The organism is Streptomyces sp. NPDC048434, assembly GCF_043200375.1.
Lineage (GTDB): Bacteria > Actinomycetota > Actinomycetes > Streptomycetales > Streptomycetaceae > Streptomyces.
Map to the genome: position 1 here is coordinate 35,261 of NZ_JBICXQ010000030.1, position 26,987 is coordinate 62,247.

The window sequence follows — 26,987 nt, forward strand, 5'->3', positions numbered from 1 at the left end:
CAACTGTCCCGTTCCGCCGGGGTTCCGTTGGGTAGACGCCTCACGAGCATCTGATGGCTCCTGCACACCAGCCGAACGAGGAGTACCACTGACCGGGGTGAAAAAAGCCTGTGCACCAACCGCTTGCGACTGACGACCCCTCATCCCAGCCGGCCCAGGGCGTCTGCCGTCCGGGGACGGCGGCGGACGCCCGCGACTTCGCCAGGAGCTTCGCCGACCTGCTCCATCCGGCGCCGACCGCACGCACCACCCAGAACCTGCTCCTGCTGGTGTCCGAACTGGTCACCAACGCGCTGCGTCACGCGGGCGCCGTCACGGCACTGCGTCTCACCGCGGACCACGAGAGCATCCGGGTCCTCGTCGAGGACCCCAGCCCTACTTGGCCGGAGGGCCGCAGCCCCGATCTGACCGGCCGCGAGGGTGGGTTCGGCTGGCCCATGGTGTGCGCTCTGGCCCGCGAGGTCACCCTCCGGCCCCGCCCCGGCGGCGGCAAGATCGTGCAAGCCGCCCTCTCGCGCTGAAGGCGGCCCCGGCACAGGGTCGTTGACGTGCGAGGGGTTGTGTGATGTCGGGAGGAGCGGGCAGGCCACACGGGAGCGTGCGCTTGCGGAGGGATCTCGGAGGGTTCCCCGGCCCGGCCCGGCCCGCAGGGTGCACCGCACCTGTCGTCGGACAGTGGGAACGGGATGCGTCCATGCAACGCCACAGCGCCGAATCGTCGACGGAGACACTGCGCGAGGCCGCCGAACAACTGGCCACCGCCGGTGAGGCGATCACCGCCCTGATGAGGGAAGCGGCCGCCCCGGTGGAACCGCGGCTTCCCCCGCACGGCCTGAAAGTGCTGTCCGTCGTCTCGGTCCGTCCCGGGCGGAACCTGACCACGATCGCCGCCGCCGTGGGCCTGGGCCTGCCGCGCGCCAGTCGGGTGTGCGCCGCACTGGAGTCCGTCGGTCTGCTGCTCCGCCACCCGACGGCGACCGACCGGCGCGCGATAGGGCTGCAACTGAGCCCGGAAGGCAGTGCGTTCCTGGAGCGCTTCCGGGCGATCCGGGTGGACCGCATGGCCGCGGTACTGCGCCGGATGCCGGCGGATGAACGAGGTGCGCTGGTCGCGGCGCTGGGAGAGCTGGCCGTCGCCGTCGCCGCCGTCGGTACCGAACGGAGCTGACGCTCAGGCGTCGAGAGCCGTGTCGACGGACCCGTACAGAGGCAGCACCGTGTCGAGTCCGGTGAGCGCGAAGAGCCGCTCCAGAACGGCGGAGGGGGCTGCGAGCCGCAACGCGGGGCCCAGTGCGTCATGCGCCTGGATCAGGACATTGACCGTGATGGAATCCGCGAACGTCACGGCCGACAGGTCGATGACGACCGGGCCGGTGCCGTCCCGCCCCACCTCCTGCAATGTCTCGTCGAGCGGCGCGATGTTGTCCAGGTCGAGTGGTCCCGTGACGGCGAGAATCAGAGCCCCCCGATCCTGTCGCGTGTCGATACGTATGGGCCGGCCTCCGTTGGGCTGGGACAGCACGATGAACCTCGCTGTAGGGGCTGACGCTTCGTGAGGGGACGTGTCCTTGGGGGTACGGCAACCCCAAGGATAGAAGCGATAGTTGCTTTTTTGCAACATTCGCCGTAGGGCAACAATCTGTTCTCGTCACCGATCAAGAGGGCCGCGCCTGGCGTGGCGTGGGAACGAAAAGCGGCGGGTCATGGCCGGGGCCGCGGCGGCGGGCACGCCGCGACGGGGGCGGCGGCGCATCCAGGAACCGCCACTGCCCCAGTGTCCTCACCGGGGCCGCAGTCGATCGTCCGGAACGGACCCGCTGAGGAGCGGCCCGCCTGGGTACGCGGGCCGGAGCGGCACCGCAAAGACGCAGTGGGAGCCCGCGAGGGCTCGCCGCCTCCTTGCCGTCCCACACATGGGAAAGGTGCATCATGCTCTTTCTGGTCGTAGCGCTGTTCCTCTTCGGTGTACTGATGGGGACCGCAGGGCACGTCCCCGTACCCGTCACCGTCGTCGCCTCTCTCGCCATCGCGGCCTGGCTGCTGGTCTTCTTCGCCAGAGAACGCCGTAGGGCGGCGAAGGGAGGCGGCCGATGACCTCCGCCCGGATCCCCGTCAGGACCGGACCGCATCCCCAGGCCGACCGCATGGCCATCGCCGCGTTCGTCTGCGGTCTGCTGGGCGTCCTGGTGTTCAACATCGTCCTCGGCCCGTGTGCGCTGCTCTTCGGCGCCGCGGCCCTCTACCGGGGAACCATCCGCCGCCTCCGCGCATACCTGGGCCTGGCGTTCGGGGCCCTCGACATCGTGCTGCTCGTGGTGCTGTCCTCCCACAGCGGGACCATCAGCTGGCACCTCTAGGGCACGTCTCCGGCTCACCGCGGGCCGCGGCCCCGTACCTGTGGCCCGCGGCCGACGGGACACCGTGCGGCGGCCGCGGGCCCCCGCGTTCGCTCATGCCACGCCAAGTCCCGTATTCCTCAGGGGAATCGCACCCACGGCAGATACCGCGGAAAAGGCTGTGCGGAGACCTCTCGGCTCAGGGACCTTGCCGCGGAAAGTCACCCGGATGCCCACGGAATCGGCTAAGAAACGCGTCAGTTCAGGAGGTTGGTGGGAATTCCGCGGGGCACACGATGCCTCGGAGGTCGATAACTATGGTTCCCCTGCTTCTCGTACTTCTTCTCGCACTGATTCTCTTCGGTGCCGGGTTCGCATTGAAGGCCCTGTGGGTCGTGGCGGTCATCGTGCTCGCCGTGTGGCTGCTGGGATTCGTCCTGCGCTCCGCCGGTGCCGGTGGCAAGCGTGGCCGGTGGTATCGCTGGTGAATTTATGGCAGGCAATCCTCATCTTGCGGGTGGGGGCCGGAACTCGGTGTCCGGTCCCCACCCGTGTGTGAGTGCGCCTCTCCCGGAGGCGTGGAAAGATCAGTCCGAATTATTCGGGGCGCTCGAAAAAGGTCCTTCTCTTTGGCGTCGGCACTTCGGGAATTCGGCGACCATTCCTCGTGGCTCCGCCCACCGGCCGCCCCAGTCGTGTCCGAGATATCCGCACTCCGGACAAGTCGATTCCCTCTGCTTGCCGGCCCGGTCGCCCCGCTTGCCGGCCCGGTCGCCCCGCTTGGCGACCCGGTCTCCCTGCTCGGCGACCCGGACCTGCCGCCCCGGGCCTTACTCTGCGTACCTCCCCATGCGTCCTGCGCGAGGTGGGCACAGCAGCTCGCGCCGCCATGGATGCTTGATCCCACGGGGAAGGCGCACCCCCCGGCCCCGGACGGTCATGCGGGGGCGTGCGGGCAGGAAACATACAGGTCAGAGCGGGTACGGAGCGGAACTCATGCGGTTGACGATCTTCTGGCAGCGGATGGCGGACCACTTCGGTGCGGCGTATGCCGAGTCCTTCGCGCGCGATCATGTAATGGCGGACCTCGGCGGCCGGACCGTGCATGAAGCGCTGGACGCGGGGTGGAGCGCCAAAGAGGTGTGGCGAGTGGTCTGCTCGGTGATGGACGTACCGCCCGAAAAGCGCTGAGCGGGACCGGGAGCAGGGCTCTGACCTGGGAGGAAACGGGCCCGGCGGCCGGGCGCCGCGGGCGGATGCACGGGCCAGGACCCGGGATGTCGCAGCCGTGCGCGACACTTGGCTCCGTGCCCGAGTCAGATGAGATCACCAGCAACGACGTCCCACGCCCCGAGGACGGGCCCGAGGACCGGTCCGATGCGCGGATGCCGCGCTGGCTGCCGCGCGCCATGGTGCTCGCGCTCGCTCTGGTGGCCTGTTTCCAGCTCGCCACCTGGGGATTCCACCAGCTGATCACCCTGCTGCTGAATGTGCTGATCGCGTTCTTCCTCGCGCTGGCCGTCGAACCGGCCGTCGACTGGATGGCGGCCCGGGGCATGCGGCGCGGGCTGGCCACGGGCCTGGTCTTCGTGAGCATCCTCGTTGCCGCGGCCGGATTCTTCGCCCTCCTGGGCTCCATGCTCGCCGGCCAGATAGCCAACATGGTGAAGGAGTTCCCGCAGTATCTGGACTCCGTCATCAGCTGGATCAACAGCACCCTGCACACGCACCTCTCGCGGGTCGAGGTGCAGAACAACCTGCTCAAGTCCGACTGGCTGCAGAAGTACGTCCAGGACAGCGCCAACAACGTCCTGGCCGTCTCCGCGACGGTGCTGGGAAGCCTGTTCAACCTTCTGACGGTGGCACTGTTCTCGTTCTACTTCGCCGCCGACGGTCCCCGGCTGCGCCGTGCCCTGTGCTCCGTACTCCCGCCGCACCGCCAGACGGAGGTGCTGCGCGCCTGGGAGATCGCCGTCGCCAAGACCGGCGGCTATCTCTACTCCCGCGGTCTGATGGCGCTGATCTCCGGCGTCGCGCACTATGTCCTGCTGCAGATCCTGGAAGTGCCCTACGCCCCGGCACTGGGCATGTGGGTGGGTCTGGTCTCCCAGTTCATCCCGACCATAGGCACCTACCTCGCGGGCGCACTGCCCATCCTGATCGCGTTCACCGTCGACCCCTGGTACGCCCTGTGGGTCTTCGGCTTCGTCGTGATCTACCAGCAGTTCGAGAACTACCTCCTGCAGCCGCGGATCACCGCCAAGACCGTGGACATCCATCCCGCCGTCGCCTTCGGCTCGGTCGTCGCCGGTACGGCCCTGTTGGGCGCGGTGGGCGCGCTGATCGCGATCCCGGCGACGGCAACGCTGCAGGCGTTCCTCGGCGCGTACGTCAAGCGGTACGAGGTCACAGACGACCCGCGGGTCCTCGGCAGACGCCGGCGCGGTGCCAGGATGCTGGCCCGCGTCCGGCGGACCCTGCACGACGCGCAGCCGTCGGCCCCGCTGGAGGACCGGAAGGCGGCCGGCGGCGTCCAGGAGGACGGCGAGAACGTCCGCTGACCCCGCGGGGCCGGGAGGGCCGGGGGCCGCTGCGCGCAGCCGGGGGTGAAGGACCGGCCCGGCAAGCCCGTCCGCGACACGAGAGCGGTACCGCTTGACACCAAAATCGAACATCCATTCTGATGGGGGATCCGGCCTGTGTCCTCGGGCATTGCGCTGAGTTATCCACAGGTCGGAGCCGGGTCCGGGCGCATTGTCAGTGGCAGGCGTTAGCGTCATGGACGTGAAGCGATCGACTCAAGCAAATCGGGTGGAACCCATGGCAGGCACCGACCGCGAGAAGGCGCTGGACGCCGCACTCGCACAGATTGAACGGCAATTCGGCAAGGGCGCCGTGATGCGCATGGGGGAGCGGCCGAACGAACCCATCGAGGTCATCCCCACCGGCTCCACCGCGCTTGACGTCGCGCTCGGCGTCGGCGGCATCCCCCGCGGCCGCGTTGTCGAGGTCTACGGCCCGGAGTCCTCCGGTAAGACGACCCTGACCCTGCACGCCGTCGCGAACGCCCAGAAGGCCGGCGGCTCCGTCGCGTTCATCGACGCCGAGCACGCCCTCGACCCCGAGTACGCCAAGAAGCTCGGTGTGGACACCGACGCCCTGATCCTGTCCCAGCCGGACAACGGCGAGCAGGCCCTGGAGATCACGGACATGCTGGTCCGCTCCGGCGCGCTCGACCTCATCGTGATCGACTCCGTCGCCGCCCTGGTGCCGCGGGCCGAGATCGAGGGCGAGATGGGCGACTCCCACGTCGGCCTCCAGGCCCGGCTGATGAGCCAGGCCCTGCGCAAGATCACCAGCGCGCTCAACCAGTCCAAGACCACCGCCATCTTCATCAACCAGCTCCGCGAGAAGATCGGCGTGATGTTCGGCTCGCCGGAGACCACGACTGGTGGCCGCGCGCTGAAGTTCTACGCCTCGGTGCGGCTCGACATCCGCCGTATCGAGACCCTCAAGGACGGCACGGACGCCGTCGGCAACCGCACCCGCGTCAAGGTCGTCAAGAACAAGGTCGCGCCGCCCTTCAAGCAGGCCGAGTTCGACATCCTCTATGGCCAGGGCATCAGCCGCGAGGGCGGCCTGATCGACATGGGTGTGGAGCACGGCTTCATCCGCAAGTCCGGCGCTTGGTACACCTACGAAGGCGACCAGCTCGGTCAGGGCAAGGAGAACTCCCGCAACTTCCTCAAGGACAACCCCGACCTCGCCAACGAGATCGAGAAGAAGATCAAGGAAAAGCTCGGCATCGGCGTGAAGCCGCAGGACCCGGCGGTGGAGCCCGGCGCGGACGCCGCGGTGGCGGCGGGCGAACCGACCGTCGCAGCTCCGGCACCGGCGGCCAAGGGCGCCAAGGGTTCCAAGGCCGCCGCGGCCAAGAGCTAGCCCGCCATGACGCGGCGAACGGAATGGCCGGGCAGCGAGGACGACACCAGCAGCGCTGTCGGCGACGCCGAGACCCGTCACGGCCGCAGGGGCCGTCATGGCCGGGAGGACAGCGGCGGTCCCGACTCGTCGAGGGCCGAGTCGGGACCACCGCGTACACCCGAGGAGCAGGCACGGGCCATCTGCCTGCGCCTGCTCACCGGGAACCCGCGTACCCGCAAGCAACTCGGGGACGCCCTGCGCCAACGGGGCATCCCCGAGGAGTCCGCGGAGGAGGTGCTCTCCCGCTTCGAGGACGTCGGACTGATCGACGACGCGGCCTTCGCCGACGCCTGGGTGGAGTCCCGCCACCACGGGCGCGGCCTGGCCCGCCGAGCCCTGGCCCGTGAACTGCGCACCAAGGGTGTGGACTTCGCCCTCATCGAGGTGGCCGTCGGCCGCCTCGACTCCGAACAGGAGGAGTCCACCGCCCGCGAGTTGGTCGACCGCAAACTGCGCTCCACCCGAGGCCTGGACCGCGAAAAGCGCCTTCGCCGTCTGGCCGGAATGCTGGCCCGCAAGGGGTACCCGGAAGGTCTCGCCCTCCGGGTCGTCAAACAGGCCCTGGAGGAGGAAGGCGAGGATCCGGAACTTCTGGATCAGCACTATCTGCCGGACGCGTGAGGAAGCCGGCACCACGGGGGACAGATCAGGGCACTACGAGGGACAGATCAGGGCACCACAGGGGCAGGACCGGGCGCCGCGGAGGCGGAGCCGGGCATGAAGGGCAGACGGCGCGCCGCGGGGGTGGATCCGGTCGTCGCGCGATCAGGGTGGCGTGCCATGGGATGGGTCCAGGTATTACGCGCTCGGGGCCGCGTGCTGCCATGGGGGCGGGTCCAGGTATTTCGCGCTCAGGACCGCGTGCCAACGGGCGGGCCCGGGCTCACGGGGGCAGGTGATGGGCGCCCCCGGGGTCGAAGTCGGGCATCACGGGGGTACGGCGGGGCGTCATGGCTGCGAGATGTGGCTCCCGGCGTTGGTGTCGATGCCGATGCCGATGCCGATGCCGGTGCCGGTGCCGGTGCCGGTGCCGGTGCCGGTGCCGGTGCCGGTGCTGAGCCACGGCTGGAATGTGGGGTGGGTGGGGGAGGGGGAGGGGGGAGACGGCGAAGCCGCCGCCCCGTCTCAGCCCCCGGCAACGCTTCAGCCCCCGGCACCCCCTCAGCCCACCGGCAACCCCGCCCCCCGCCAAGCTTGGAACCCGCCCTCCAGATCGGTTGCCCGGTGCAGGCCCAGCTCGCGCAGGGAGAGTGCCGCGAGGCTCGATGCGTAGCCCTCGTTGCAGACGACCACGACCGGCAGGCCGTGATGGGTCGCTTCCGGGGCGCGGTGCTCGCCCGTCGGGTCGAGCCGCCACTCCAGCTCGTTGCGCTCCACGATCAGCGCGCCGGGGATGATGCCGTCGCGCTCCCTCAGCTCGGCGTAGCGGATGTCCACCAGCAGTCCGCCGGCCTCCTGGACGGCGGCGGCTTCCCGGGGACCCACCCGGTCCCCCAGCGCGCGCCGGGCCCGGGCCAGCAGTTCGTCGACCGCGCTCATGTCCACTCCTCCGGCTGCTCGACCGCTTCGAGCCGCAGCACCGGTCCGGTGCGGCTGTAGCGGCGCATCAACGGCAGCGGCGGGTAGTAGGCGTGCACCGACACCGCATGGGTGTCCCCGGAGAGGTTGAGCACCTGATGGACATGGTGCGGCCCGAACGCCCGGCCGCGGCCGTCGCTGAGCTTGCGCTCGCGGTCCACGCCGTCGGCGAGTTCCAGGGTTTTCCAGCCCTCGGTGGGGAGCTGGGCGGTGAGCGACTGTTCCGTCAGCTCACCCGCGGCCGTCGCGAAGGCGCCGTGTGAGCCGCCGTGGTCGTGCCAGCCGGTGCCGGTGCCGGGCGGCCAGCCGATCAGCCATGCCTCGCTGCCGCCCGGCCCGTCCAGCCGGATCCAGGTACGGCCTTCGGGGTCGAGCGGGAGCGAGGCGATGAGCGCCCGGTCCGCGGCGGTGCGGTGGGCGAAGTCGAGAAGTTCGGAGGCGCTGGGTCCACCGTCATGGCCGGTGGCACGCGGGCGCGCAGGGGTACGTACGTCGGGCACGGAAACCGTCCTGGGTGATCGCGAAGAGGCGCGGCTGCCGGAGGGGCAGGCGGCCGCGCGGGGAAGGAAATGCGGATCAACAGGACGGACGACACATACAGCCCGCATAGCGGAGCAGGTCGAGATGGACCCTCCGCCAGAATCGCGAGCTGTGATCAGTCACCCTCGGAGTGAAGCATGGACGTTCGCACAGGGTCAACAGCGGAAGACCCACGACTCCCGGGTCCGTCCTCCCCGGCTCCGCCGTCCCGGGATGCGGAATCCCCGCTCCCCTCGGACGGCCGGGCCCGGCCGTCCCCCGTCTCCTGCCCGTACGCCCTGCCGCGTACCGCGTCCGCGCAGGCAGCCATCTCGGCCGGGCGGACACCGGACAGCGTGGCGACCAGATGGCCGTCCGGCCGTACGAGCAGCACGGTGTGGGCGGCCGCGCCCGGATAGGCCTCGGTGACCAGAATCTCGGCGGCCATCGGCAGCGCGTCGACCGCGTCGGTCAGCCGGGGCATCAGCCCCGCCGACTGCCAGTGCCGCCGGTCCCAGACGCCGGTGCCGGGTGCCACCAGCACCACCAGCAGGCCGTGCCCGAGCCGGTCGCGCAGCTGGACCACCGAGCCGTCGGAGGCGGTGACCTGCACATCCGTGACGGCCGCGCCGGGGAGCGTCTCGACGAGGGGGCCGCCGGTGGCGGGCGGCGCGAGCGGGGTGCGGGCGTACACCGGCGGCGCGCCGAGCGGGCCGCGGCCCAGATGGCCATCGGTCAGCAGGGTGCTGCGGCCGCGCACCGCACCAGGAAGTACGGTCCGCCAGCGGGCCGAGCGGCCGTCCCGCAGCAGCGGCAGTGCCTGGTCCGCGGCGCGCAGCCGGGCCGCGACCGCGCCCCGGCGTTCGGCCTGGTAGCTGTCGAGCAGCACCTCGGAGGCGCCGTGGTGCCAGGCCAGGCCCAGCTTCCAGGCGAGGTTCTCGGCGTCCCGCAGCCCTTCGTCCAGGCCCTGGGTGCCGACTGCGCCCAGCAGATGGGCGGCGTCCCCGGCGAGGAAGGCGCGGCCCTGCCGCCAGCACCGGGCCAGCCGGTGGTGGACGGTGTGCACGCCGGTGTCGAGGAGTTCGTACGGCGGTACCAGCCGCCCGTGGCCGCGTCCCCGTGCGGGCGTCCCGCCGCCGTCCGTGCCGCCCTCGCCGGCCGGGTCCGCCGGGGATTCGGTGGTCCAGCCGGCCAGCGAGTCGCGGATCCGGGCGACCAGGGCGTCCGGTGTGACCAGTTCGCGCCCCGGCGGCAGCAGCCAGTCCAGCCGCCAGACGCCCTCGGGGAGCGGACGGGCGGAGACCTCGCTGCCCGGTCCGCCGCCGTGCCGGGGCGGCGAGCGGTGCAGCAGCGCCTCGCCGGGCCACGGGAGCTCGCAGCGCAGCGCGGCCACCGCATGCCGTTCCACGGCCGTACGGCCCGGGAAGCGGATGTCCAGCAGCTTGCGGACCGTCGAGCGCGGGCCGTCGCAGCCGATGAGGTAACTCCCGCGCCACCACGTCCCGTTGGGCCCGCGGGTATGGGCGCTGACGCCGTGCTCGTCCTGTTCGAGGTCGGCGAGCCGGCTGCCGGTGACGATCTCGGCGAGCTTCTCGTGGGCGAGTGCGGCGCGCAGTGCGCGGGTGAGTGCATGCTGCGGGAGATGGACCGGGGACACGGCGGCGGGTGCGGCCGCGCCGTCCGGGGTCCGCGGGGCGAAGGCGACGCGTTCCAGCAGGCGCCGGCGGCGCATCGTGCGCCAGGCCGTCCAGCGGGTGCCGGCGCTCTCCAGGGTGTCGGCACAGCCGAGCCGCCCGACGAAGGCGGCGGTGTCCTGGCGGAGCACGGCGGTGCGGGCGGGCCGGGTCTCCTCCTGGCCGGTGGTCTCGTCGAGGATGACGCAGGGCACGCCGAGGCGGGTGAGGGCGAGCGAGAGGGAGAGGCCGACCGGGCCGGCCCCGACGACGATCACCGGGTCCACGGCGCAGCTCCCCGGGGCCGCCGGTACGTACGGGACATGCGGGAACTGGCAGTTGGAGCCCGGTGCGTGATCACACAGCGTATGCAACCCACTGCGGCCGCTCGCGTCAAGTGACGGAGGCGGTGGCGAGGGTGCCACCGCCTCCGGACGGTCTCATATCGGCCGGGGAAACGGCTGTCGTGCCGTCAGGGCCGCGGGGGCGCACGGCCAGGCGCTCAGTCCTGCTTGGCCGCCGGCTTGTCCGGGACCGCGTCGGCGACCTCCATCGCGTCGCCTGCTGCCACCGGCTCACCGGCCGCGGCCACCTCGATACCGGTCCTGGCCCGGCGGCCCCGCCGCTCGATCCAGTTGGCGAGGGCGGACAGCGCCAGGCACATCGCGACATAGATGCTGCCGGTCACGATGATGAACGGCACATAGGTGTCATTGCCGTTCACGAGGATGTTGGTGCTCATCTGGCGGGCGGTGAAGAGCAGTTCCTCGAAGGTGATGATGTAGCCGAGGGAGGTGTCCTTCAGGGTCACCACGAGCTGGCTGATGATCGTCGGCAGCATCGCCCGGACGGCCTGCGGGAGCAGCACCGCCGTCATGACCTGGGTCTTGCTCATGCCGAGTGCGTAGGCGGCCTCGCGCTGCCCCGGGGGGACGGAGTTGACGCCGGCCCGCAGCACCTCGGCCTGGACCGAGCCGTTGTAGACCGTCAGGCCGATGACCAGCGCCCAGAACTGCGGCCCGTTTTCGCTGAGGCCGAGGCTCTCGCGGTTGGTGAGGAGGGTCACCCACAGCGCGTAGATGGTGATCAGCAGCGGGACGGCGCGGAAGAGCTCGATGAACCCGGTCGACAGCCAGCGGACCGGCTTGTGGTCCGACAGCCGCGCCACCGCGAGCAGCACGCCCAGGATCAGCGACAGGACCGCCGCGACCGCGAAGACCTCAAGTGTCGTCAGGATGCCGTCGCGGATGTTGGTCCGCACTCCGGCGTTGTTGAAGATGTTCCACACCTCGGGTTCGAGCTGACCCTTGGTGTTGAGCCGGGTCACGGCGAACACGAGGATTCCCAGCACCGCGAGCGCACCGACGACGCTGTAGATGCGGTTGCGAGCCTTCGCCTTCGGCCCGGGTACGTCGTAGAGAACGCTGGCGCCGCTCATGCCCTTACCTCATTAGTTTCCGCCCCGCCTGTGCGCGGCACCCACGTCGTCCTGTCCGGCCTCCCGCGTCCGTTCACCGCACGACCTCCATCCGGCGCTCCAGCACCCGGAAGACACCGCTGATGGCGAAGGTGATGATGAGATAGGCGAGCGCCGTCCACAGGAAGATCCAGGCGATCGAGTACCCCTTGTCGTTGAGCAGCTTGGAGACGTTGAACAACTCGCCGAAGCCGAAGGCCCCGGCGATGGCGGAGTTCTTCGTCAGCGCGATGAAGATGCTGCTGAGCGGCGCCAGTACGGTGCGGGTGGCCTGCGGGAGCACTATCTGGCGCAGCGTCTGGGAGAACGTCATGCCGATGCTGCGCGCGGCCTCGGCCTGCCCCAGCGGCACGGTGTTGATGCCGGACCGCACCGCCTCGCAGACGAAGGAGGAGGTGTAGAAGCCGAGCGCCAGGGTGGCCAGGATGTAGGGGCTGGCGCCGCGGAAGAGCACCTGCGGGACGACGAAGAACGCGACCAGGAAGAGCAGCGTCAGCGGGGTGTTGCGCAGCACCATGACCCAGGCCGTGCCGAAGGCGCGCAGCGGCGGAACCGGAGACACCCGGAAACCGGCTATGACAACGCCGAGGACCAGTGCGAGCAGCGCGCTGGACGCGGTGATCGCCAGGGTTCCGAGGAACCCGTCCCGGAACTCGGGCAGATAATCGAGGAGTACGTTCATGGGGTCTCCGCGGTAGCGGTCGGGTCGGCGGCGGGAAGAGGATCAAAGGGGCGGGCGCGCAAGACACCGCGCCCCGCACACCCGCCGCGGCGGGCGTACGGGGCGGCGCAGTCCGATGGGCGCGCGGGTGCCTCAGTACCGCGGAAGCGGGGTCTCCGGGGCGACGTAGGACGAACCCGACTTGCCGAGCGTGCCCTTGTAGGCCTTCTCGTAGTCGCCGTTCTTGATGTGCTTCTCCAGCGCCGTGGTGATGGCGTTGCGCAGGGCCTTGTCGTCCTTGAGCATGCCGACGCCGTAGGGCTCCTTGGTGAACGGCTTGCCGACGACCCGGAGCTGGGAGGGACGCTGGGCGGCGTAGCCCTTGAGGATGGCGTCGTCGGTGGTGACCGCGTCCACCTGGCCGTCGACGAGGTTCTTCACGCAGTCCGAGTACTTCGACTGCTCGCTGGTCTTCGCGCCGTACTTCGGCTTCTTGATCTCCTGCAGCGGAGTCGAGCCGACGATCGAGCAGACCTTCTTGCCCTTGAGGGTCTCCGGGCCGGTGATGGCCTTGTCGTCCTTGCGCACCAGGAGGTCCGCGCCGGCGGTGTAGTACGGGCCCGCGAAGCCGACCTGCTTCTTGCGCTCGTCGTTGATCGTGTAGGTACCGACGTAGTAGTCGACCTGGCCGTGGGAGATGGTGGTCTCGCGGACGTTGGAGTCGATCGTCTTGAACTCGATCTGCTTCGCGGAGAAGCCCAGGTCGGCGGCGACCATCTTGGCGATCTCGATGTCGAAGCCGGAGTACTTGCCGGCGGTGTCCTTGAAGCCCAGGAACGGCTGGTCGGCCTTCACACCGATGACGATCTTCTTGGCCTTCTGCGCCTTCTTCAGCACCGACGAGTTGATCTTCGGCGCGGAGGCGACCTTGTAGTCGCCGCTGAAGACCTCGCCGCCGGCCGGCTTGTCGCCCGCAGAACCCGACTCGCCGCCGCACGCAGTCGCCGTGGCCGCCAGCGCGAGCACCACCGCACCGGCCGCAGCCGTCTTACGAATCCTCATGGTGAACATCCTTTGGTTCAGCAAATGTTGGCAATGATGGTGGCCCAACTGCGGCCTCAGTGATGGAGGATCTTCGACAGGAAGTCCTTGGCGCGGTCGCTGCGCGGGTTGTTGAAGAACTGGTTCGGCTCGGCCTCTTCGACGATGCGGCCGTCCGCCATGAAGACGACCCGGTTCGCCGCGGAGCGCGCGAACCCCATCTCATGGGTGACCACGATCATCGTCATGCCGTCCCGGGCGAGCTGCTGCATCACGTCCAGCACCTCGTTGATCATTTCCGGGTCCAGGGCGGACGTCGGCTCGTCGAACAGCATCACCTTCGGGTCCATCGCCAGCGCACGGGCGATCGCCACCCGCTGCTGCTGACCGCCGGAGAGCTGTGCGGGGTACTTGTCCGCCTGGGTGCCGACGCCGACCCGGTCGAGCAGGGCGCGGGCCTTCTTCGTGGCGGCGGCCTTGTCCGTCTTGCGGACCTTGGTCTGCCCCAGCATCACGTTCTCGAGCACCGTCTTGTGCGCGAAGAGGTTGAAGGACTGGAAGACCATGCCCACGTCGGCGCGCAGCCGGGCCAGCTCCCGTCCCTCCCGCGGCAACGGCTTGCCGTCGATCGTGATGCTGCCGGTGTCTATCGTCTCCAGGCGGTTGATCGTGCGGCAGAGCGTCGACTTGCCGGAGCCCGAGGGCCCGATCACGACGACGACCTCGCCGCGGTGGATCGTCAGGTCGATGTCCTGGAGCACGTGCAGCGCGCCGAAGTGCTTGTTGACGTTGTCCAGCACGACCAGCTGATCCCCGGCCGGCGCGGGACCCTCGGCGTTCTTGGTCACCGATACTTCGCTCATCGGCGTGTAGCTCCGTCCTCCTCGGTTGGGAGGACCCTAGTAACGCCCTGAGACCAGCGTCATCAGTTCTGAGGGGAACTTGAGGATAACGATCCGGCCGCAAACGGACACTCTGCGTCAAGCGGGGAATTCGGAGGGCGACGGCGGGTCATGTGCCGCGGGCGTACCGGCTGCGTAACGGATGGCGGCCAGGAGGTGACCTCCTCTTGACGCGCATGCCTCCCATCACCGTAGATGCCCTGTGGCCTGTACACACGCACCCGGAGAGGAGGCCCGATGAGACTGCTGCTCGTCGAGGACGACGATCATGTCGCCGCGGCCCTGTCCGCGGTGCTCGCCAAGCACGGCCTGTCCGTGGTGCATGCGCGCAACGGCGAGGAGGCGCTCAAGGCCCTGCTGCCCGACCATGCGGAACCGTTCGCGGTGGTGCTGCTCGACCTCGGGCTGCCCGACCAGGACGGCTTCGAGGTGTGCGGCCGGATCCGCAAGATCTGCGCCATCCCCGTCATCATGGTCACCGCGCGGTCCGATGTGCGCTCCCGCATCCACGGCCTCAACCTCGGCGCCGACGACTACGTCGTCAAGCCGTACGACACCGGTGAGCTGCTGGCCCGTATCCATGCGGTGAGCCGGCGCAGCGCGCCCGGCGGCGCCGACCAGCCCGCCGACGAGGGCGCCGCCGACGAGGCGCTGCACCTGGGCACGGTCACGGTCGAACTCCCCACCCGCCAGGTGTCCGTGGACGGCACCGCGGTCCCGCTCACCCGCAAGGAGTTCGACCTGCTCGCGCTGCTCGCCCAGCGCCCCGGTGTGGTCTTCCGCCGGGAACAGATCATCAGCGAGGTGTGGCGCACGAGTTGGGAGGGCACCGGCCGGACCCTGGAGGTCCATATCGCCTCACTCCGCGCCAAACTGCGGATGCCCGCCCTGATCGAGACGGTGCGCGGCGTCGGCTACCGCCTGGTCGTCCCGGGCGCCGGGCCGCGGCTGCCCGCCTCCCCGGCCTCCTGAAGGCCGCCGGGACCACGTGCGCACCCGACTCCTCCCGCTCCTCATCGTCCTCATGGCCGGAGTGCTGCTCGCGCTGGGCGTCCCGCTGGGCGTCATCACCGCCGGTGTGGAGCAGCAGCGGGTGGTCGTCGACCGGATCGACGATGCCGCCCGCTTCGCCTCCCTCGCCCAGTTCGTCACCGCCCGCCCCGCCGCGGACGCCCACAGCAAGACCCCCGAGGAGGACGAGCGGCGCGCCACCCTGCGTACCGAGCTCGCGCGCTACTACGGCCTGTACGGGATCCGTGCCGGCGTCTTCTACCGCGATCACACCCGGATGGCCGCCGCCCCGGCCGGTATGCCGGTGCCCCATGACGGCGAGGGCGCCCAGGCCTTCCGGGAGGCGCTGGCCGGCCGTCGCAGCCACGACCCGCACCAGATCTGGCCCTGGGACGACACCGGCCGCGTCCCGGTCGCCTCACCGGTGATCCGCGACGGCGATGTGGTCGCCGTCGTCATGACCGATTCACCCACCGGACAGATGCGCTCCCGCGTCCTGCGCGGCTGGCTGCTGATCGCGGCCGGGGAGTGCGCGGCCATGCTCGTCGCCGTCGCCGCGGCCTTCCGCCTCACCGGCTGGGTGCTGCGGCCGGTACGGGTCCTGGACGCGGCCAGCCACGACATCGCCACCGGCCGGATGAACGCCCGTGTGGCGGCCACCGCGGGCCCGCCCGAACTGCGCCGGCTGGCCCGCTCGTTCAACGAGATGGCCGACAACGTCGAGGACGTGCTGGAGCAGCAGCGCGCCTTTGTCGCCGACGCCTCCCACCAGCTGCGCAACCCGCTGTCCGCGCTGCTGCTGCGCATCGAGCTGCTGGCCCTCGAACTCCCCGACGGCAACGAGGAGATCGCCTCGGTCCGCACGGAGGGCAAGCGGCTGGCCCGCGTCCTGGACGATCTGCTCGACCTCGCGCTCGCCGAACACACCGCCGCCGACCTCCAGCTCACCGACGTCGCGGCGCTGGCCGCCGAACGCGTCGGCTCCTGGCGCCCGTTGGCCGACGACAAGGGCGTCCTCCTCACGTACGAGGGGCAGCCCGCCGTCACCGGCTGGGCCGACCCGGTGGCGCTGTCCAGCGCGCTGGACGCCGTCGTCGACAACGCCCTGAAGTTCACCCCGCAGGGCCGGCCGGTCACCGTCGGTGTCGCGCCGGACGGTGAGCGCGTCCATGTCACCGTCGCCGACCGTGGCCCCGGCCTGACCGATGACGAACTCGCCCGGGTCGGTGACCGCTTCTGGCGCAGCAGCCGCCACCAGAACGTCTCCGGCTCCGGGCTCGGGCTGTCGATCACCCGCGCCCTGCTCACCGCGGGCGGCGCCACCATCGCCTACGCGCCGCATCCGCCGCACGGGCTGCAGGTCACCGTCACCGTGCCGCGCACCGGACCGTGAAGGTGGCGGCCCACACGGGACGCGGGGCATCCCGGGTACCTGTGCTACCGTTGGCGGCGTTGCAGTTGTGGTACCCATGATGAACTTTGTGCGCGCCCGGAGGCTGGAAGCCCCGGGCGTTCCTTGTTTTCCGGACCTGTTCCGGTGTGGGGCAATCATCTCGGCGACAAGGAGGCCGTGCAGTGCGGTCTCCGGTTTGCCCCATGAAGGAGAAAAACATGGCTTCCGGCACCGTCAAGTGGTTCAACTCGGAAAAGGGCTTCGGCTTCATCGAGCAGGACGGCGGCGGCCCCGACGTCTTCGCCCACTACTCGAACATCGCTGCCCAGGGCTTCCGTGAGCTCCTCGAGGGCCAGAAGGTCACCTTCGACGTGACCCAGGGCCCGAAGGGCCCGCAGGCGGAGAACATCGTCGCCGCCTGACGCTCTCGCGTCCCGTGAGCGGGGCCCGCACCGGCCGGTCCGGTGCGGGCCCCGTTCCGTTCGCGGACGCGGGTCCGGCGGGCCCTCGGGGCATGGCCGGGCCGCAGGGCCCGGAGTGCGCCTCAGAGGTTCCGTACGGGCCTTCCGGACAGAGCTTCCGGGACCGGGGCCGGGATCGGGGCCGGGATCACGGCTTCCGGGTCACGGCTTCTGGGACAGGTAATAGCGCCGGGCGCCCTCGTGGAGCTCCAGCGGGTCGGTGAACACCGCCGTCCGCAGATCCACCTTCTGTGCGGCATGCACCTGGCGCCCGATCCAGTCCCGGCTGTCGATGACCGTACGGGTGATGCCCTGGGCCATCACCGCATCCTCGCGGTCCGTCGTGACCAGCAGATTCGCCACCGCGATCGTCTTCACCGCCTGCCCTTCCTGGGCCATGGGGTAGGCGTCGGCGGGCATCACCGCCGCCCGGTAGTAGCGGGTGCGCTCGCCCTGCCGGTGCAGCGCCGGGCTCAGATCCCCGAGCTGCACCAGCCGTACCGGGAACCGGTACGCCAGACGCTGCACGGCCGTCGTCGGCAGCCCGCCGGACCAGAAGAAGGCATCCAGCTTGTGCTGCTCCAGCAGCTTCGGCATCTGGTCGATGCCGACCCGCACCGGCTCGATGTCCTTGTTGAAGTCCAGCCCGGCCGCCTCCAGCAGCCGCCGGGTGATCAGCTGTACACCGGAGCCGTCGGCCCCCACGCCCACCCGCAGCCGCCGCAGATCCTTCGTCGAACGCACCGCGGACTTCTTGGGCACCACCAACTGCATGTAGTCGTCGTACAGCCGCGCACAGGCCCGCAGCCGGTCCGCGCCCGGCTCGCCCCTGACCTGGTACGCGGCGACCGCGTCCGCCGTCGCGATGGTGAACTCCGCGCGCCCGGCGACCAGTTGGCGCAAATTGTCGATGGAGCCCTCGCTGCGGGCCAGCCGCAGATCGACGTCCGGCAGGTCGTGGGCCAGATCCTGCTTGAGCAGCTCCCCGTAGCGTGCGTACACCCCGGTCGGCACGCCCGTCGCCAGCGTCACCTGCCCCTGGGGCGCGGGCTCGCTGCCCATCGCCAGCAGCCACCACAGCCCCAGCCCGAGGGCGACCAGTGCCGCGGCCGCCGACCGGAGGGCCCGGCGGCCGGTGCGGGAGAGTGCTGTGACCATGGGCGGGATCCTGCCAGTACCGCGGCGGGAAAGGGAGGGGCGGGCCCTCGTTACGGGGTGTGCAGGAGCCGAGCGGGGCGTCACCGGGATCCGCCCGCCCTATGCAGACGGCGCCTCGCGTAGCACGATCGACTGAGGAGGGCCCACCCCCTCCTGATCTCTCGACGTAGCGGGGACCTGGCACGTCTCCCACCGCGCGCCGACCGGCGCGCACTCCACGCGATCCCCTCCACCATGAGCGCACCGGCGCCGGTGTTTCGACACCGCGGCCCCATGACGCGCCGGTGCGGGAAGCGACACCCCATGAAACCGATCGCCGAACTGCGGCCGGACATCCATGCCCGGCCCGACGCACTCCGCTCACCCCCGCTCGGCGCCGACCTCGGCCTGCTCCTCCTCCGTCTGACCGTGGGACTGATCCTGGCCGGTCACGGCGCCCAGAAACTCTTCGGCCTCTTCGGCGGCCACGGCCTCGCCGCCACCGGCAAGGGCTTCGCGGCCCTCGGCTACCGCCCCGGCGAGTTCTTCGCCGGCCTTGCCGGAGTCTCGGAATTCCTCGGCGGCCTCGGCCTCGCGGCCGGGCTGCTCACGCCCCTCGCGGCCGCCGCCCTCATCGGAGTGATGATCAACGCCATGGCCACCTCGGCGTCCGGGGGGCTCTGGGCGATGACCGGCGGCATCGAATATCCCCTGACCATCGCCGTCGTCGCGCTGACCGTCGCGGCAACCGGCCCCGGCCGCTTCGCTCTCGACCGCCCCTTCCGCTGGGGCAACGGCGGTCTGCGCAGCGCGGCCTTCGCTCTGGGGGCGGGCGGCATCGGCGCCGCCATCGTGCTGGCCCTGTGAGGCGGGACGCCCCCATCGTCGGGCATCCGCAGCCGGATCCGGCCTGAGGACTCCAGGGTCGGGAGGTACTTCCGGTACCGCCTACCCTTGTCGCATGACCAGCAGCGACCGGAGCCAGGCAGTGGGCGTGAACAAGAGTTACGAGATCCGCACCTACGGGTGCCAGATGAACGTCCACGACTCCGAGCGGCTGTCGGGCCTGCTGGAAGAGGCCGGATACGTCCCCGCGCCCAAGGACGGCGACGGCGCCGACGTCGTGGTCTTCAACACCTGCGCGGTGCGGGAGAACGCCGACAACCGGCTCTACGGCAACCTCGGTCAGCTCGCTCCGAAGAAGGCCGCGCGGCCCGGTATGCAGATCGCCGTGGGCGGCTGCCTCGCCCAGAAGGACCGCGACACCATCGTCAAGCGGGCCCCCTGGGTCGACGTGGTCTTCGGGACCCACAACATCGGCAAGCTGCCGGTGCTGCTGGAGCGCGCCCGCATCCAGGAAGAGGCGCAGGTCGAGATCGCCGAGTCGCTGGAGGCGTTCCCCTCGACCCTGCCCACCCGGCGCGAGAGCGCGTATGCGGCCTGGGTCTCGATCTCCGTGGGCTGCAACAACACCTGTACGTTCTGTATCGTCCCGGCGCTGCGCGGCAAGGAGAAGGACCGCCGTCCCGGCGACATCCTCGCCGAGATCGAGGCGCTGGTCGGCGAGGGCGTCAGCGAGATCACCCTGCTCGGCCAGAACGTCAACGCCTACGGCTCCGACATCGGCGACCGCGAGGCCTTCAGCAAGCTGCTGCGCGCCTGCGGGACGATCGAGGGCCTGGAGCGGGTCCGCTTCACCTCCCCGCACCCCCGCGACTTCACCGACGACGTCATCGCCGCCATGGCCGAGACGCCCAACGTCATGCCCCAGCTCCACATGCCGCTGCAGTCCGGCTCGGACACCGTCCTCAAGGCGATGCGCCGCTCGTACCGCCAGGAGCGCTTCCTCGGCATCATCGAGAAGGTGCGCGCCGCGATGCCGGACGCCGCGATCTCCACGGACATCATCGTCGGCTTCCCGGGCGAGACCGAGGAGGACTTCGAGCAGACCCTGCACACGGTCCGCGAGTCCCGCTTCGCCCAGGCCTTCACCTTCCAGTACTCCAAGCGCCCCGGTACCCCGGCGGCCGACATGGAGGGCCAGATCACCAAGGCCGTGGTCCAGGAGCGCTATGAGCGCCTGGTCGCCCTCCAGGAGGAGATCTCCTGGGAGGAGAACAAGAAGCAGATCGGCCGGACTCTGGAGGTCCTGGTCGCCGAGGGCGAGGGCCGCAAGGACGGGGCGACCCACCGCCTCTCCGGCCGGGCCCCCGACCACCGTCTGGTGCACTTCACCCGCCCCGACGAGCCGGTCCGCCCCGGCGACATGGTGACCGTCGAGGTCACCTACGCCGCTCCGCACCACCTCCTGGCGGAGGGCCCGGCCAAGGCCGTCCGCCGCACCCGGGCCGGTGACGCCTGGGAGAAGCGCAACGCCGCCCCGGAGGAGAAGCCCAAGGGCGTGCTGCTGGGCCTGCCCACCATCGGCGCCCCGGCACCGAGCCCGGCGCCCGCCGCCGGCTGCGGCTGCGACTGACCGGCCGCGCGCCCGGCACCTCGCAGGGCGCCACGACCGGCCTCGCACCAGGGGCGTTACGCTGCGTGGCATGCTCGTAGCCGCCGCTCTCTGCCCCTGCCCGCCGCTTCTCGTCCCGGAGGTGGCCGCCGGGGCGGCGGCCGAACTGGAGGCGCTGCGCGCCGCCTGCCTGGACGCGATCGGTGTGCTCGCCGCGGCCCGCCCCGACCGGCTGATCGTCCTCGGCCCGGCCGACGAGGCCGGCCGGGGCCCGCACCCGCAGGGCGCCGCCGGTTCCTTCCGCGGCTTCGGGGTGGACCTCGAGGTGCGGCTGGGCGCCGCGAAGAGCGCGCCCGAGCGGGAACTCCCGCCGTCGCTGTCGGTCGGCGCCTGGCTGCTGTCGCGTACGGACTGGGCCGACGCCCCCGTGGAGGCGCTGGGGGTGGCGGAGTCCCTGCCCCGCGACCGCGCTCTGCCGATGGGCCGGCAGATCGCGGAATCCGCGCCCCGGGTGGCGCTGCTGGTGATGGGTGACGGCAGCGCGTGCCGGACGGTGAAGGCGCCCGGCTACTTCGACGAGCGGGCCGAGGACTTCGACGCCGCCGTGGCCCGCGCCCTGGGCACCGCCGACATCGCTGCGCTGACCGCGCTGGACGAGGAGCCGGCCGCCGCCCTCCAGGCGTCCGGACGGGCCTGCTGGCAGGTCCTGGCGGGTGCGGCGGAGGACGCGGGTCTGAGCGGACGGCTGCTCCGCGAGGAGGCCCCGTACGGCGTGGGCTACTTCGTGGCGGCCTGGTCGTAGCGCGCCACCGGGTACGGCGACGGCCGCGAGGCGCTCCGCCCCGCGGCCGTCGCGCCGGGTACCGCGTGTACGGCTGACTACTGCCGTGCGCTCTCGCTGTCCGCGGCGGCCTCCGCCGACTGCTGCCGGGGGATCCCGGCGCTCTCGCCGGCCTTCTCCGCCGGCGGCTCGTCGGCCGCCGCGTCTCCTGAGGCTTCCGGAGCTGCCGCCTCGGTTGCTGCCTGAACCGGGGTTGCGGCGTCGTCCGCGGCCTCCTGGGCCTCGCCGGCGTCTGCGGCCTTCTCGGCCTCCGTGGCGTCCTCGGCAGCCTCCGAAACGGCCGGCTCCGCCGTCTCCTCCGCCTCGGCCGTCACCGCCGCAGCGGTGCTCTCCTCCGTCGATGCTTCGGACTTATGGCGGCGAAACCGCGAAAACACGCCCATAACTGCTCCTACGCTCTTCATGTGGCGAAATCCCATGCCGCTGGGGAACGGCCCATTGCGCCGCTCGCGGGCGCCGGTGAGACGCACCGGCTTCTCGGGACCTCGCAACAGGCAACGAACCCATCGGTTGCCCGTCACGTCGCTCGTTCGAGATGGGGGTGTGATGTTTGCGAGACTGACGGGGTGAACACCGCCGTTCCCGCTCCGCGGGTCATCGCCGTCGTCGGTCCCACCGCGGCCGGAAAGTCCGATCTGGGCGTCGCACTCGCACAGCATGTGGGGGGCGAAGTCATCAATGCCGACTCCATGCAGCTCTACCGCGGCATGGACATCGGCACCGCCAAACTCACGCCAGAGGAGCAGCAGGGCGTCCCGCACCGGCTCCTGGACATCTGGGACGTGACCTGCGCGGCCAGCGTCGCCGAGTACCAGCGGCTGGCCCGCGCCGAGATCGACCGGCTGCTCGCCGAGGGCCGCACCCCCGTCCTCGTCGGCGGCTCCGGTCTGTACGTACGCGGTGCGATCGACGCCCTCGACTTCCCCGGCACCGACCCGGAGGTACGCGCCCGTCTGGAGGCCGAACTGGCCGACGTGGGCACCGGCCCCCTCCATGCCCGGCTGGCGGCCGCCGACCCCGAGGCGGGCCGCGCGATCCTGGCCAGCAACGGCCGTCGCATCGTGCGCGCCCTGGAGGTCATCGAGATCACCGGCCGCCCCTTCACCGCCAACCTCCCCGGCCACGAAGCGGTCTACGACACCCTGCAGATCGGCGTCGATGTCGAGCGCCCCGAGCTCGACGAGCGGATCGCCCGACGGGTCGACCGCATGTGGGAGGCGGGCCTGGTCGACGAGGTGCGGCGCCTGGAGGGCAAGGGGCTGCGCGAGGGCCGTACGGCCTCCCGGGCGCTCGGCTATCAGCAGGTGCTGGCCCAGCTTGCGGGGGAGTGCACCGAGCAGGAGGCGCGCGACGAGACGGTGCGCGCCACCAAGCGCTTCGCGCGCCGTCAGGACTCGTGGTTCCGCCGGGACCCACGGGTCCACTGGCTCAGCGGCGCCGTCGAGCACCGGGCGGAACTTCCCGGGCGGGCGCTGACGTTGCTCGAACGACCGGTCACAGCCTGATCACGTCATGGCATCGGGACGCTCCGGCCGCCATCCGGGCCCCTGAGGGCGTGTCATCATCGACCTTCGATCGAGGCGTGCAGTCAGCAGTGGGGAGGGCGCGTGGCTATGGAGGCCGGCCCTCGCAACCGAGCGCAGCAACCGGACAGCGGCGCTGACGCGGCTCCCCTGACCGACGACGGTCCGGATACCGAAGACGGTCTGACCGGCGCCGATGGCTCCGGCACCGGACCGCTCACCGACCCGGACACCCTGGACGACTCCGACGCCCCGGACTCCGGCACCGACGGGCCCGGCGAGGGCGGCGAGTCCTTCCGGGAGTTGCGCCCGCCGCGCCGGTTGCGCCTGTGGCAGCTGGCGCCGATCGTCGCGCTCGCGGCCCTCGGCTCGCTGATGTTCGCCTTCCCCCTCGCCTTCGAGTTCGGCGGGGACGGCGGCGCGGTGATCGCCATGCTCGGCCTGCTGCTGTGCTGCTGCGCCGCCGGCTGGGGCATGATGGCCGCCCGCCGCGTCGGCCACGTCTGGCCCGGCCTCCCGGCACGCGGTTCCGGCCGTCGCGCCAACTGGCGTGTGGTGCTGCTCTACGCCGTCGTGGTGGCGATCCCGGCGTCGCTGGCCATCTGGCGCGTGGCCCGGCTGCGCTGAACCGGCGGGGACTCCTCGCGCGGGGCTGCCCCGGGCGTCGTACGAGCGCCGCCCGGCCCCCGTAAGGCCGATTCCTCCGGCGCCCCCGTACGATGCAAGGGTGACCAGCACGCAGCGCCTCGCCTTCCTCAAGGGCCACGGCACCGAGAACGACTTTGTGATCGTCCCCGACCCGGACGGCCGCATCGATATGCCCGCGACCGCCGTCGCCAGGATCTGCGACCGGAGGGCCGGACTCGGCGGCGACGGCCTGCTGCGCGTCGTACGCTCCGCCGCGCACCCGGAGGCGCTGGCCCAGGCCGACGAGGCCGAGTGGTTCATGGACTACCGCAACGGCGACGGCTCGATCGCCGAGATGTGCGGCAACGGCGTCCGCGTCTTCGCGCGCTATCTGCTGCACGCCGGCCTGGTCGAGGCCGGTGACCTCGCCATCGCCACCCGCGCCGGCGTACGCCGCGTCCACGTCGCCAAGACCGGCGACGTCACGGTCTCGATGGGCCGCGCCGAGCTCTTCGAGGAGAGCGTCGTCGTCACGATCGGCGGCCGCAGCTGGCCGTCCCGGAACGTGAACATGGGCAATCCGCACGCCGTCGCCTTCGTCGACGATCTGGCCCACGCCGGCGACCTGCTGGCCGTACCGCCGTTCGGCCCAGCGTCGGTTTATCCCGAGGGCGTGAACATCGAGTTCGTCGCCGACCGCGGTCCGCGCCATGTGGCGATGCGGGTCCACGAGCGCGGCTCGGGCGAGACCCGCTCCTGCGGCACCGGCGCCTGTGCGGTCGCCGTCGCCACCGCCCGCAGGGACGGACTGGACCCCACGGCGACCGGAACGCCCGTCACGTACACGGTCGACGTGCTCGGCGGCAGCCTCTCGATCACCGAGCTGCCCGACGGCACGGTCGAGATGACCGGCCCGGCCGAGATCGTCGCCGAGGGCACCTTCGACCCCGCCTGGCTGGCCGCCGCGCTCGCCTGACGCACCTGCGGCGTCCCGGGCTCCGAGCCTCCCGCGAGCAACGATTCCGGCCGAAACATTCGCTCGAACGGGTGATCCGTATCACTCTGAGCGAGAGGCGGACAGCGCTGCGTGATGGGGTCGATAGCATCAAGCACCGGCCCGGACGTCCGAACTGGCGCGTCCCACCGCCGGTCGACGCTGCCGGAGGTGCCCATGAGCGCAGAGGCCACTAACCCTGGTAACCCTGGAGCAGCGGGCCGCAAGCGCGGCCGCCGCCGACTGGAGCTCAGAGGGCTGCGCCGTATCGGCCGTGCCGCGCTGCTCGGCACCGCCCCGCGTGACGGCCTCCCGCATGCCATGGAGCATGTGGCCAAGGTGCACCGCGGCCACCACCCGGACGCCGATCTGGACACCCTCACCAGGGCGTATCTGCTCGCCGAGTCCTCGCACCGCGGCCAACTGCGCAAGAGCGGCGAGCCGTACATCACCCACCCGCTTGCGGTGACCCTCATCCTCGCCGAACTGGGCGCGGAAACCACGACCTTGACGGCCTCCCTGCTCCACGACACCGTCGAGGACACGGAAGTGACGCTGGATCAGGTTCGGGAACGGTTCGGCGCGGAGGTCTGCTATCTGGTCGACGGCGTCACCAAGCTGGAGAAGGTCGACTACGGCGCGGCCGCCGAGCCGGAGACCTTCCGCAAGATGCTGGTGGCGACCGGCAACGACGTCCGGGTGATGTCCATCAAGCTCGCCGACCGGCTGCACAACATGCGCACCCTCGGCGTGATGCGCCCCGAGAAGCAGGCCCGGATCGCCAAGGTCACCCGCGATGTGCTGATCCCGCTCGCCGAACGCCTCGGCGTCCAGGCGCTCAAGGCCGAGCTGGAGGATCTCGTCTTCGCGATCCTGCACCCCGAGGAGTACGCCACCACCCGGGCCCTGGTCATGGAGTACGCCACCCGGACCGACCCGCTCACCGCCCTCGCGCAGCGGGTGCGCACGGTCCTGGACGAGGCCGGTATCGACGCCGAAGTCCTGGTCAGGCCACGGCACTTCGTCTCCGTGCACCGCGTACGCCTCGCCCGCCGTGAGCTGACCGGCGCGGACCTCGGGCGGCTGCTGGTGCTGGTCGCGGAGGACGCCGACTGCTACGCCGTCCTCGGTGAGCTGCACACCTGCTTCACCCCGGTCATCTCCGAGTTCAAGGACTTCATCGCGGCCCCCAAGTTCAACCTCTACCAGTCGCTGCACACGGCGATCACCGGCCCAGCCGGGGAGATCGCCGAGACGCTGATCCGTACGCACCAGATGCACCGGGTCGCCGAGGCCGGGGTGATCGCGCTGGGCAATCCGTACGCCCCCACGGACGGCGCGGACGCCCCCGAGGGCGAGCGGGCCGACCCGACCCGTCCCGGATGGCTCTCCCGGCTGCTGGAGTGGCAGCGCACCACCCCGGACCCGGACACGTTCTGGACCTCGCTGCGCGACGACCTCGCCCAGGACCGGGAGATCACCGTCTTCTGCGCCGACGCCCCGTCGGACGGCTCGTCGGCCGGCACCGGCGGTGCCATCGGTCTGCCCGCCGGGGCGAGTTGTGTGGACGCCGCCTACGAGCGGCACGGCGAGGTGGCGCACTGTTGCATCGGCGCCCGCGTCAACGGACGGCTCGCCACGCTCTCCACCGTCCTGCACGACGGCGACAGCCTGCAGCTGCTGATGGCCCCGGACTCCGCGGCCGGCCCCTCGCCCGAATGGCTCGACCACGCCCGTACGCCCGCCGCCCGGCTCGCCATCGCCCGGTGGCTGGCCGGGCCGGGGGAGCCCGGCGCCCGCCCGGCGACTGCCGGTGAGGGGACCGCCGTGGTGCCCCCCGCCGACCGCCAGACCGCAGGCCATGACCGGTCCGGAGCGGACCCGGCCGCCCCCGCCTCGGTCCTCGCGGTGGTGGATCTGCCCGGCGCGGCGGTCCGGCTGGCGGGCTGCTGCACCCCGGTGCCGCCGGACACCGTCACCGGATTCGTCGTACGGGGCGGCGCGGTCACCGTCCACCGCGCCCTGTGCCCCGTCGTGGCGCGGATGGCGGCCACCGGCCGGCAGCCGGTCGAAGTGCGCTGGCGGGGCGCCGGCCAGGGGGGCCACGGCTGCCGGGTCACCCTCCTGGCCGAGGCCTTCAGCCGGCCGCACCTCCTGGCCGACCTCACCGAAGCCATCGCCTCCCAGGGCGCCGCCGTGGTGTCCGCCGCCGTCGAGCCCCCGCACGAGCAGCGGGTCCGCCACACCTACACGCTGCATCTGCCGAACGCCGCGGGGCTGCCGTCCCTCATGCGGGCCATGCGCCAAGTGCCCGGTGTCTTCGACGTGTTGCGTGCCGGGCGGGCCCGCCGGGCCGCGGCGCTGCGCCCCTGAA

30 protein-coding genes are annotated in these 26,987 nt (G+C 71.3%); 19 read left to right on the top strand and 11 right to left on the bottom strand.

Annotation, left to right across the window (positions count from 1 at the left end; genetic code table 11):
- Window positions 1-110: 110 nt before the first annotated feature.
- Both ACGFWI_RS30525 and ACGFWI_RS30530 read left to right on the top strand, forming a co-directional pair.
- Complete coding sequence (locus ACGFWI_RS30525) at window positions 111-521, top strand: ATP-binding protein (protein ID WP_393909276.1); 411 nt, start codon at window positions 111-113, stop codon at window positions 519-521.
- Between the two features lie 173 nt (window positions 522-694).
- A complete protein-coding gene (locus ACGFWI_RS30530) occupies window positions 695-1,168 on the top strand; it encodes a MarR family winged helix-turn-helix transcriptional regulator (RefSeq protein ID WP_393909277.1) in 474 nt (157 codons plus the stop codon).
- 3 nt (window positions 1,169-1,171) lie between these two features.
- On the opposite strand, the gene ACGFWI_RS30535 is transcribed toward ACGFWI_RS30530, so the two are convergent.
- Window positions 1,172-1,522 (bottom strand): STAS domain-containing protein, encoded by a 351-nt coding sequence (locus ACGFWI_RS30535; protein WP_393909278.1) that lies wholly within the window; start codon window positions 1,520-1,522, stop codon window positions 1,172-1,174.
- A 407-nt stretch (window positions 1,523-1,929) separates the two neighbouring features.
- On the opposite strand from ACGFWI_RS30535, the gene ACGFWI_RS30540 reads away from it, so the two are divergent.
- The 7 genes from ACGFWI_RS30540 to recX all read left to right on the top strand — a co-directional run bounded on the left by ACGFWI_RS30540 (window position 1,930) and on the right by recX (window position 6,941).
- The gene (locus ACGFWI_RS30540; RefSeq protein ID WP_393909279.1) at window positions 1,930-2,094 is read left to right on the top strand and encodes a hypothetical protein; all 165 of its coding nucleotides are present in this window, start codon (window positions 1,930-1,932) and stop codon (window positions 2,092-2,094) included.
- On the top strand, window positions 2,091-2,357 hold the full coding sequence (locus tag ACGFWI_RS30545) for a DUF4190 domain-containing protein (RefSeq protein WP_393909280.1): 267 nt from the start codon (window positions 2,091-2,093) through the stop codon (window positions 2,355-2,357). Before ACGFWI_RS30540 ends, ACGFWI_RS30545 begins: the two co-directional genes overlap by 4 nt.
- 296 nt (window positions 2,358-2,653) lie before the next feature.
- Window positions 2,654-2,824, top strand: a complete 171-nt coding sequence (locus tag ACGFWI_RS30550; RefSeq protein ID WP_030081505.1) for a hypothetical protein — start codon at window positions 2,654-2,656, stop codon at window positions 2,822-2,824.
- 508 nt (window positions 2,825-3,332) lie between these two features.
- Window positions 3,333-3,527, top strand: a complete 195-nt coding sequence (locus ACGFWI_RS30555; RefSeq protein ID WP_393909281.1) for a DUF3046 domain-containing protein — start codon at window positions 3,333-3,335, stop codon at window positions 3,525-3,527.
- Between the two features lie 194 nt (window positions 3,528-3,721).
- Window positions 3,722-4,897 (top strand): AI-2E family transporter, encoded by a 1,176-nt coding sequence (locus ACGFWI_RS30560; protein WP_393909350.1) that lies wholly within the window; start codon window positions 3,722-3,724, stop codon window positions 4,895-4,897.
- Between the two features lie 259 nt (window positions 4,898-5,156).
- The gene (gene recA / locus ACGFWI_RS30565) at window positions 5,157-6,278 is read left to right on the top strand and encodes a recombinase RecA (protein ID WP_393909282.1); all 1,122 of its coding nucleotides are present in this window, start codon (window positions 5,157-5,159) and stop codon (window positions 6,276-6,278) included.
- A 6-nt stretch (window positions 6,279-6,284) separates the two neighbouring features.
- The gene (gene recX, locus ACGFWI_RS30570; RefSeq protein ID WP_393909283.1) at window positions 6,285-6,941 is read left to right on the top strand and encodes a recombination regulator RecX; all 657 of its coding nucleotides are present in this window, start codon (window positions 6,285-6,287) and stop codon (window positions 6,939-6,941) included.
- Window positions 6,942-7,481: 540 nt separating this feature from the next.
- Here recX and ACGFWI_RS30575 read toward each other — a convergent pair.
- The 8 genes from ACGFWI_RS30575 to ACGFWI_RS30610 all read right to left on the bottom strand — a co-directional run bounded on the left by ACGFWI_RS30575 (window position 7,482) and on the right by ACGFWI_RS30610 (window position 14,132).
- Window positions 7,482-7,859: a rhodanese-like domain-containing protein gene (locus ACGFWI_RS30575; RefSeq protein ID WP_393909284.1), complete on the bottom strand. Its 378-nt coding sequence runs from the start codon at window positions 7,857-7,859 to the stop codon at window positions 7,482-7,484.
- Entirely contained in the window at window positions 7,856-8,398 is a 543-nt protein-coding gene (locus ACGFWI_RS30580; RefSeq protein WP_393909285.1) for a cysteine dioxygenase, read from the bottom strand. The genes ACGFWI_RS30575 and ACGFWI_RS30580 overlap by 4 nt, the downstream gene beginning before the upstream one ends.
- A 76-nt stretch (window positions 8,399-8,474) precedes the next feature.
- On the bottom strand, window positions 8,475-8,612 hold the full coding sequence (locus ACGFWI_RS30585) for a putative leader peptide (protein WP_393909286.1): 138 nt from the start codon (window positions 8,610-8,612) through the stop codon (window positions 8,475-8,477).
- Window positions 8,554-10,377, bottom strand: a complete 1,824-nt coding sequence (locus ACGFWI_RS30590) for an FAD-dependent monooxygenase (protein ID WP_393909287.1) — start codon at window positions 10,375-10,377, stop codon at window positions 8,554-8,556. Before ACGFWI_RS30590 ends, ACGFWI_RS30585 begins: the two co-directional genes overlap by 59 nt.
- A gap of 215 nt (window positions 10,378-10,592) precedes the next feature.
- Entirely contained in the window at window positions 10,593-11,528 is a 936-nt protein-coding gene (locus ACGFWI_RS30595) for an amino acid ABC transporter permease (RefSeq protein WP_393909288.1), read from the bottom strand.
- A 73-nt stretch (window positions 11,529-11,601) separates the two neighbouring features.
- Window positions 11,602-12,249 carry an amino acid ABC transporter permease gene (locus ACGFWI_RS30600; RefSeq protein ID WP_393909289.1) on the bottom strand — a complete coding sequence of 216 codons (648 nt, stop codon included), beginning with the start codon at window positions 12,247-12,249 and terminating at the stop codon, window positions 11,602-11,604.
- A gap of 132 nt (window positions 12,250-12,381) precedes the next feature.
- Window positions 12,382-13,290, bottom strand: a complete 909-nt coding sequence (locus ACGFWI_RS30605) for a glutamate ABC transporter substrate-binding protein (protein WP_393909290.1) — start codon at window positions 13,288-13,290, stop codon at window positions 12,382-12,384.
- A gap of 56 nt (window positions 13,291-13,346) precedes the next feature.
- Complete coding sequence (locus tag ACGFWI_RS30610; RefSeq protein WP_393909291.1) at window positions 13,347-14,132, bottom strand: amino acid ABC transporter ATP-binding protein; 786 nt, start codon at window positions 14,130-14,132, stop codon at window positions 13,347-13,349.
- A 276-nt stretch (window positions 14,133-14,408) separates the two neighbouring features.
- Here ACGFWI_RS30610 and ACGFWI_RS30615 point away from each other — a divergent pair, with 276 nt between their 5' ends.
- The 3 genes from ACGFWI_RS30615 to ACGFWI_RS30625 all read left to right on the top strand — a co-directional run bounded on the left by ACGFWI_RS30615 (window position 14,409) and on the right by ACGFWI_RS30625 (window position 16,997).
- Window positions 14,409-15,143, top strand: a complete 735-nt coding sequence (locus ACGFWI_RS30615; protein WP_393909292.1) for a response regulator transcription factor — start codon at window positions 14,409-14,411, stop codon at window positions 15,141-15,143.
- Window positions 15,144-15,159: 16 nt separating this feature from the next.
- A complete protein-coding gene (locus tag ACGFWI_RS30620; RefSeq protein WP_393909293.1) occupies window positions 15,160-16,575 on the top strand; it encodes an ATP-binding protein in 1,416 nt (471 codons plus the stop codon).
- Between the two features lie 218 nt (window positions 16,576-16,793).
- Window positions 16,794-16,997 carry a cold-shock protein gene (locus ACGFWI_RS30625; protein ID WP_006602702.1) on the top strand — a complete coding sequence of 68 codons (204 nt, stop codon included), beginning with the start codon at window positions 16,794-16,796 and terminating at the stop codon, window positions 16,995-16,997.
- A 201-nt stretch (window positions 16,998-17,198) separates the two neighbouring features.
- Here the strand turns inward: ACGFWI_RS30625 and ACGFWI_RS30630 are convergent, their stop codons facing one another.
- Window positions 17,199-18,194 (bottom strand): TAXI family TRAP transporter solute-binding subunit, encoded by a 996-nt coding sequence (locus tag ACGFWI_RS30630; protein ID WP_393909294.1) that lies wholly within the window; start codon window positions 18,192-18,194, stop codon window positions 17,199-17,201.
- Between the two features lie 303 nt (window positions 18,195-18,497).
- On the opposite strand from ACGFWI_RS30630, the gene ACGFWI_RS30635 reads away from it, so the two are divergent.
- The 3 genes from ACGFWI_RS30635 (at window position 18,498) to ACGFWI_RS30645 (ending at window position 21,430) form a co-directional block, all read left to right on the top strand.
- Complete coding sequence (locus ACGFWI_RS30635; protein WP_393909295.1) at window positions 18,498-19,040, top strand: DoxX family protein; 543 nt, start codon at window positions 18,498-18,500, stop codon at window positions 19,038-19,040.
- Between the two features lie 94 nt (window positions 19,041-19,134).
- Window positions 19,135-20,649 carry a tRNA (N6-isopentenyl adenosine(37)-C2)-methylthiotransferase MiaB gene (gene miaB, locus ACGFWI_RS30640; RefSeq protein ID WP_393909296.1) on the top strand — a complete coding sequence of 505 codons (1,515 nt, stop codon included), beginning with the start codon at window positions 19,135-19,137 and terminating at the stop codon, window positions 20,647-20,649.
- A 70-nt stretch (window positions 20,650-20,719) separates the two neighbouring features.
- A complete protein-coding gene (locus ACGFWI_RS30645; RefSeq protein WP_393909297.1) occupies window positions 20,720-21,430 on the top strand; it encodes a class III extradiol dioxygenase subunit B-like domain-containing protein in 711 nt (236 codons plus the stop codon).
- A gap of 77 nt (window positions 21,431-21,507) precedes the next feature.
- Here the strand turns inward: ACGFWI_RS30645 and ACGFWI_RS30650 are convergent, their stop codons facing one another.
- Complete coding sequence (locus ACGFWI_RS30650) at window positions 21,508-21,852, bottom strand: hypothetical protein (protein WP_393909298.1); 345 nt, start codon at window positions 21,850-21,852, stop codon at window positions 21,508-21,510.
- 183 nt (window positions 21,853-22,035) lie between these two features.
- Between ACGFWI_RS30650 and miaA the strand changes: the two genes are divergently transcribed.
- The 4 genes from miaA to ACGFWI_RS30670 all read left to right on the top strand — a co-directional run bounded on the left by miaA (window position 22,036) and on the right by ACGFWI_RS30670 (window position 26,986).
- On the top strand, window positions 22,036-22,974 hold the full coding sequence (gene miaA, locus ACGFWI_RS30655) for a tRNA (adenosine(37)-N6)-dimethylallyltransferase MiaA (RefSeq protein WP_393909299.1): 939 nt from the start codon (window positions 22,036-22,038) through the stop codon (window positions 22,972-22,974).
- A gap of 108 nt (window positions 22,975-23,082) precedes the next feature.
- A complete protein-coding gene (locus tag ACGFWI_RS30660) occupies window positions 23,083-23,619 on the top strand; it encodes a hypothetical protein (protein WP_393909351.1) in 537 nt (178 codons plus the stop codon).
- Between the two features lie 100 nt (window positions 23,620-23,719).
- Window positions 23,720-24,595, top strand: a complete 876-nt coding sequence (gene dapF / locus ACGFWI_RS30665) for a diaminopimelate epimerase (RefSeq protein ID WP_393909300.1) — start codon at window positions 23,720-23,722, stop codon at window positions 24,593-24,595.
- 195 nt (window positions 24,596-24,790) lie between these two features.
- On the top strand, window positions 24,791-26,986 hold the full coding sequence (locus tag ACGFWI_RS30670; RefSeq protein ID WP_393909301.1) for a RelA/SpoT family protein: 2,196 nt from the start codon (window positions 24,791-24,793) through the stop codon (window positions 26,984-26,986).
- Window position 26,987: the final 1 nt, after the last annotated feature.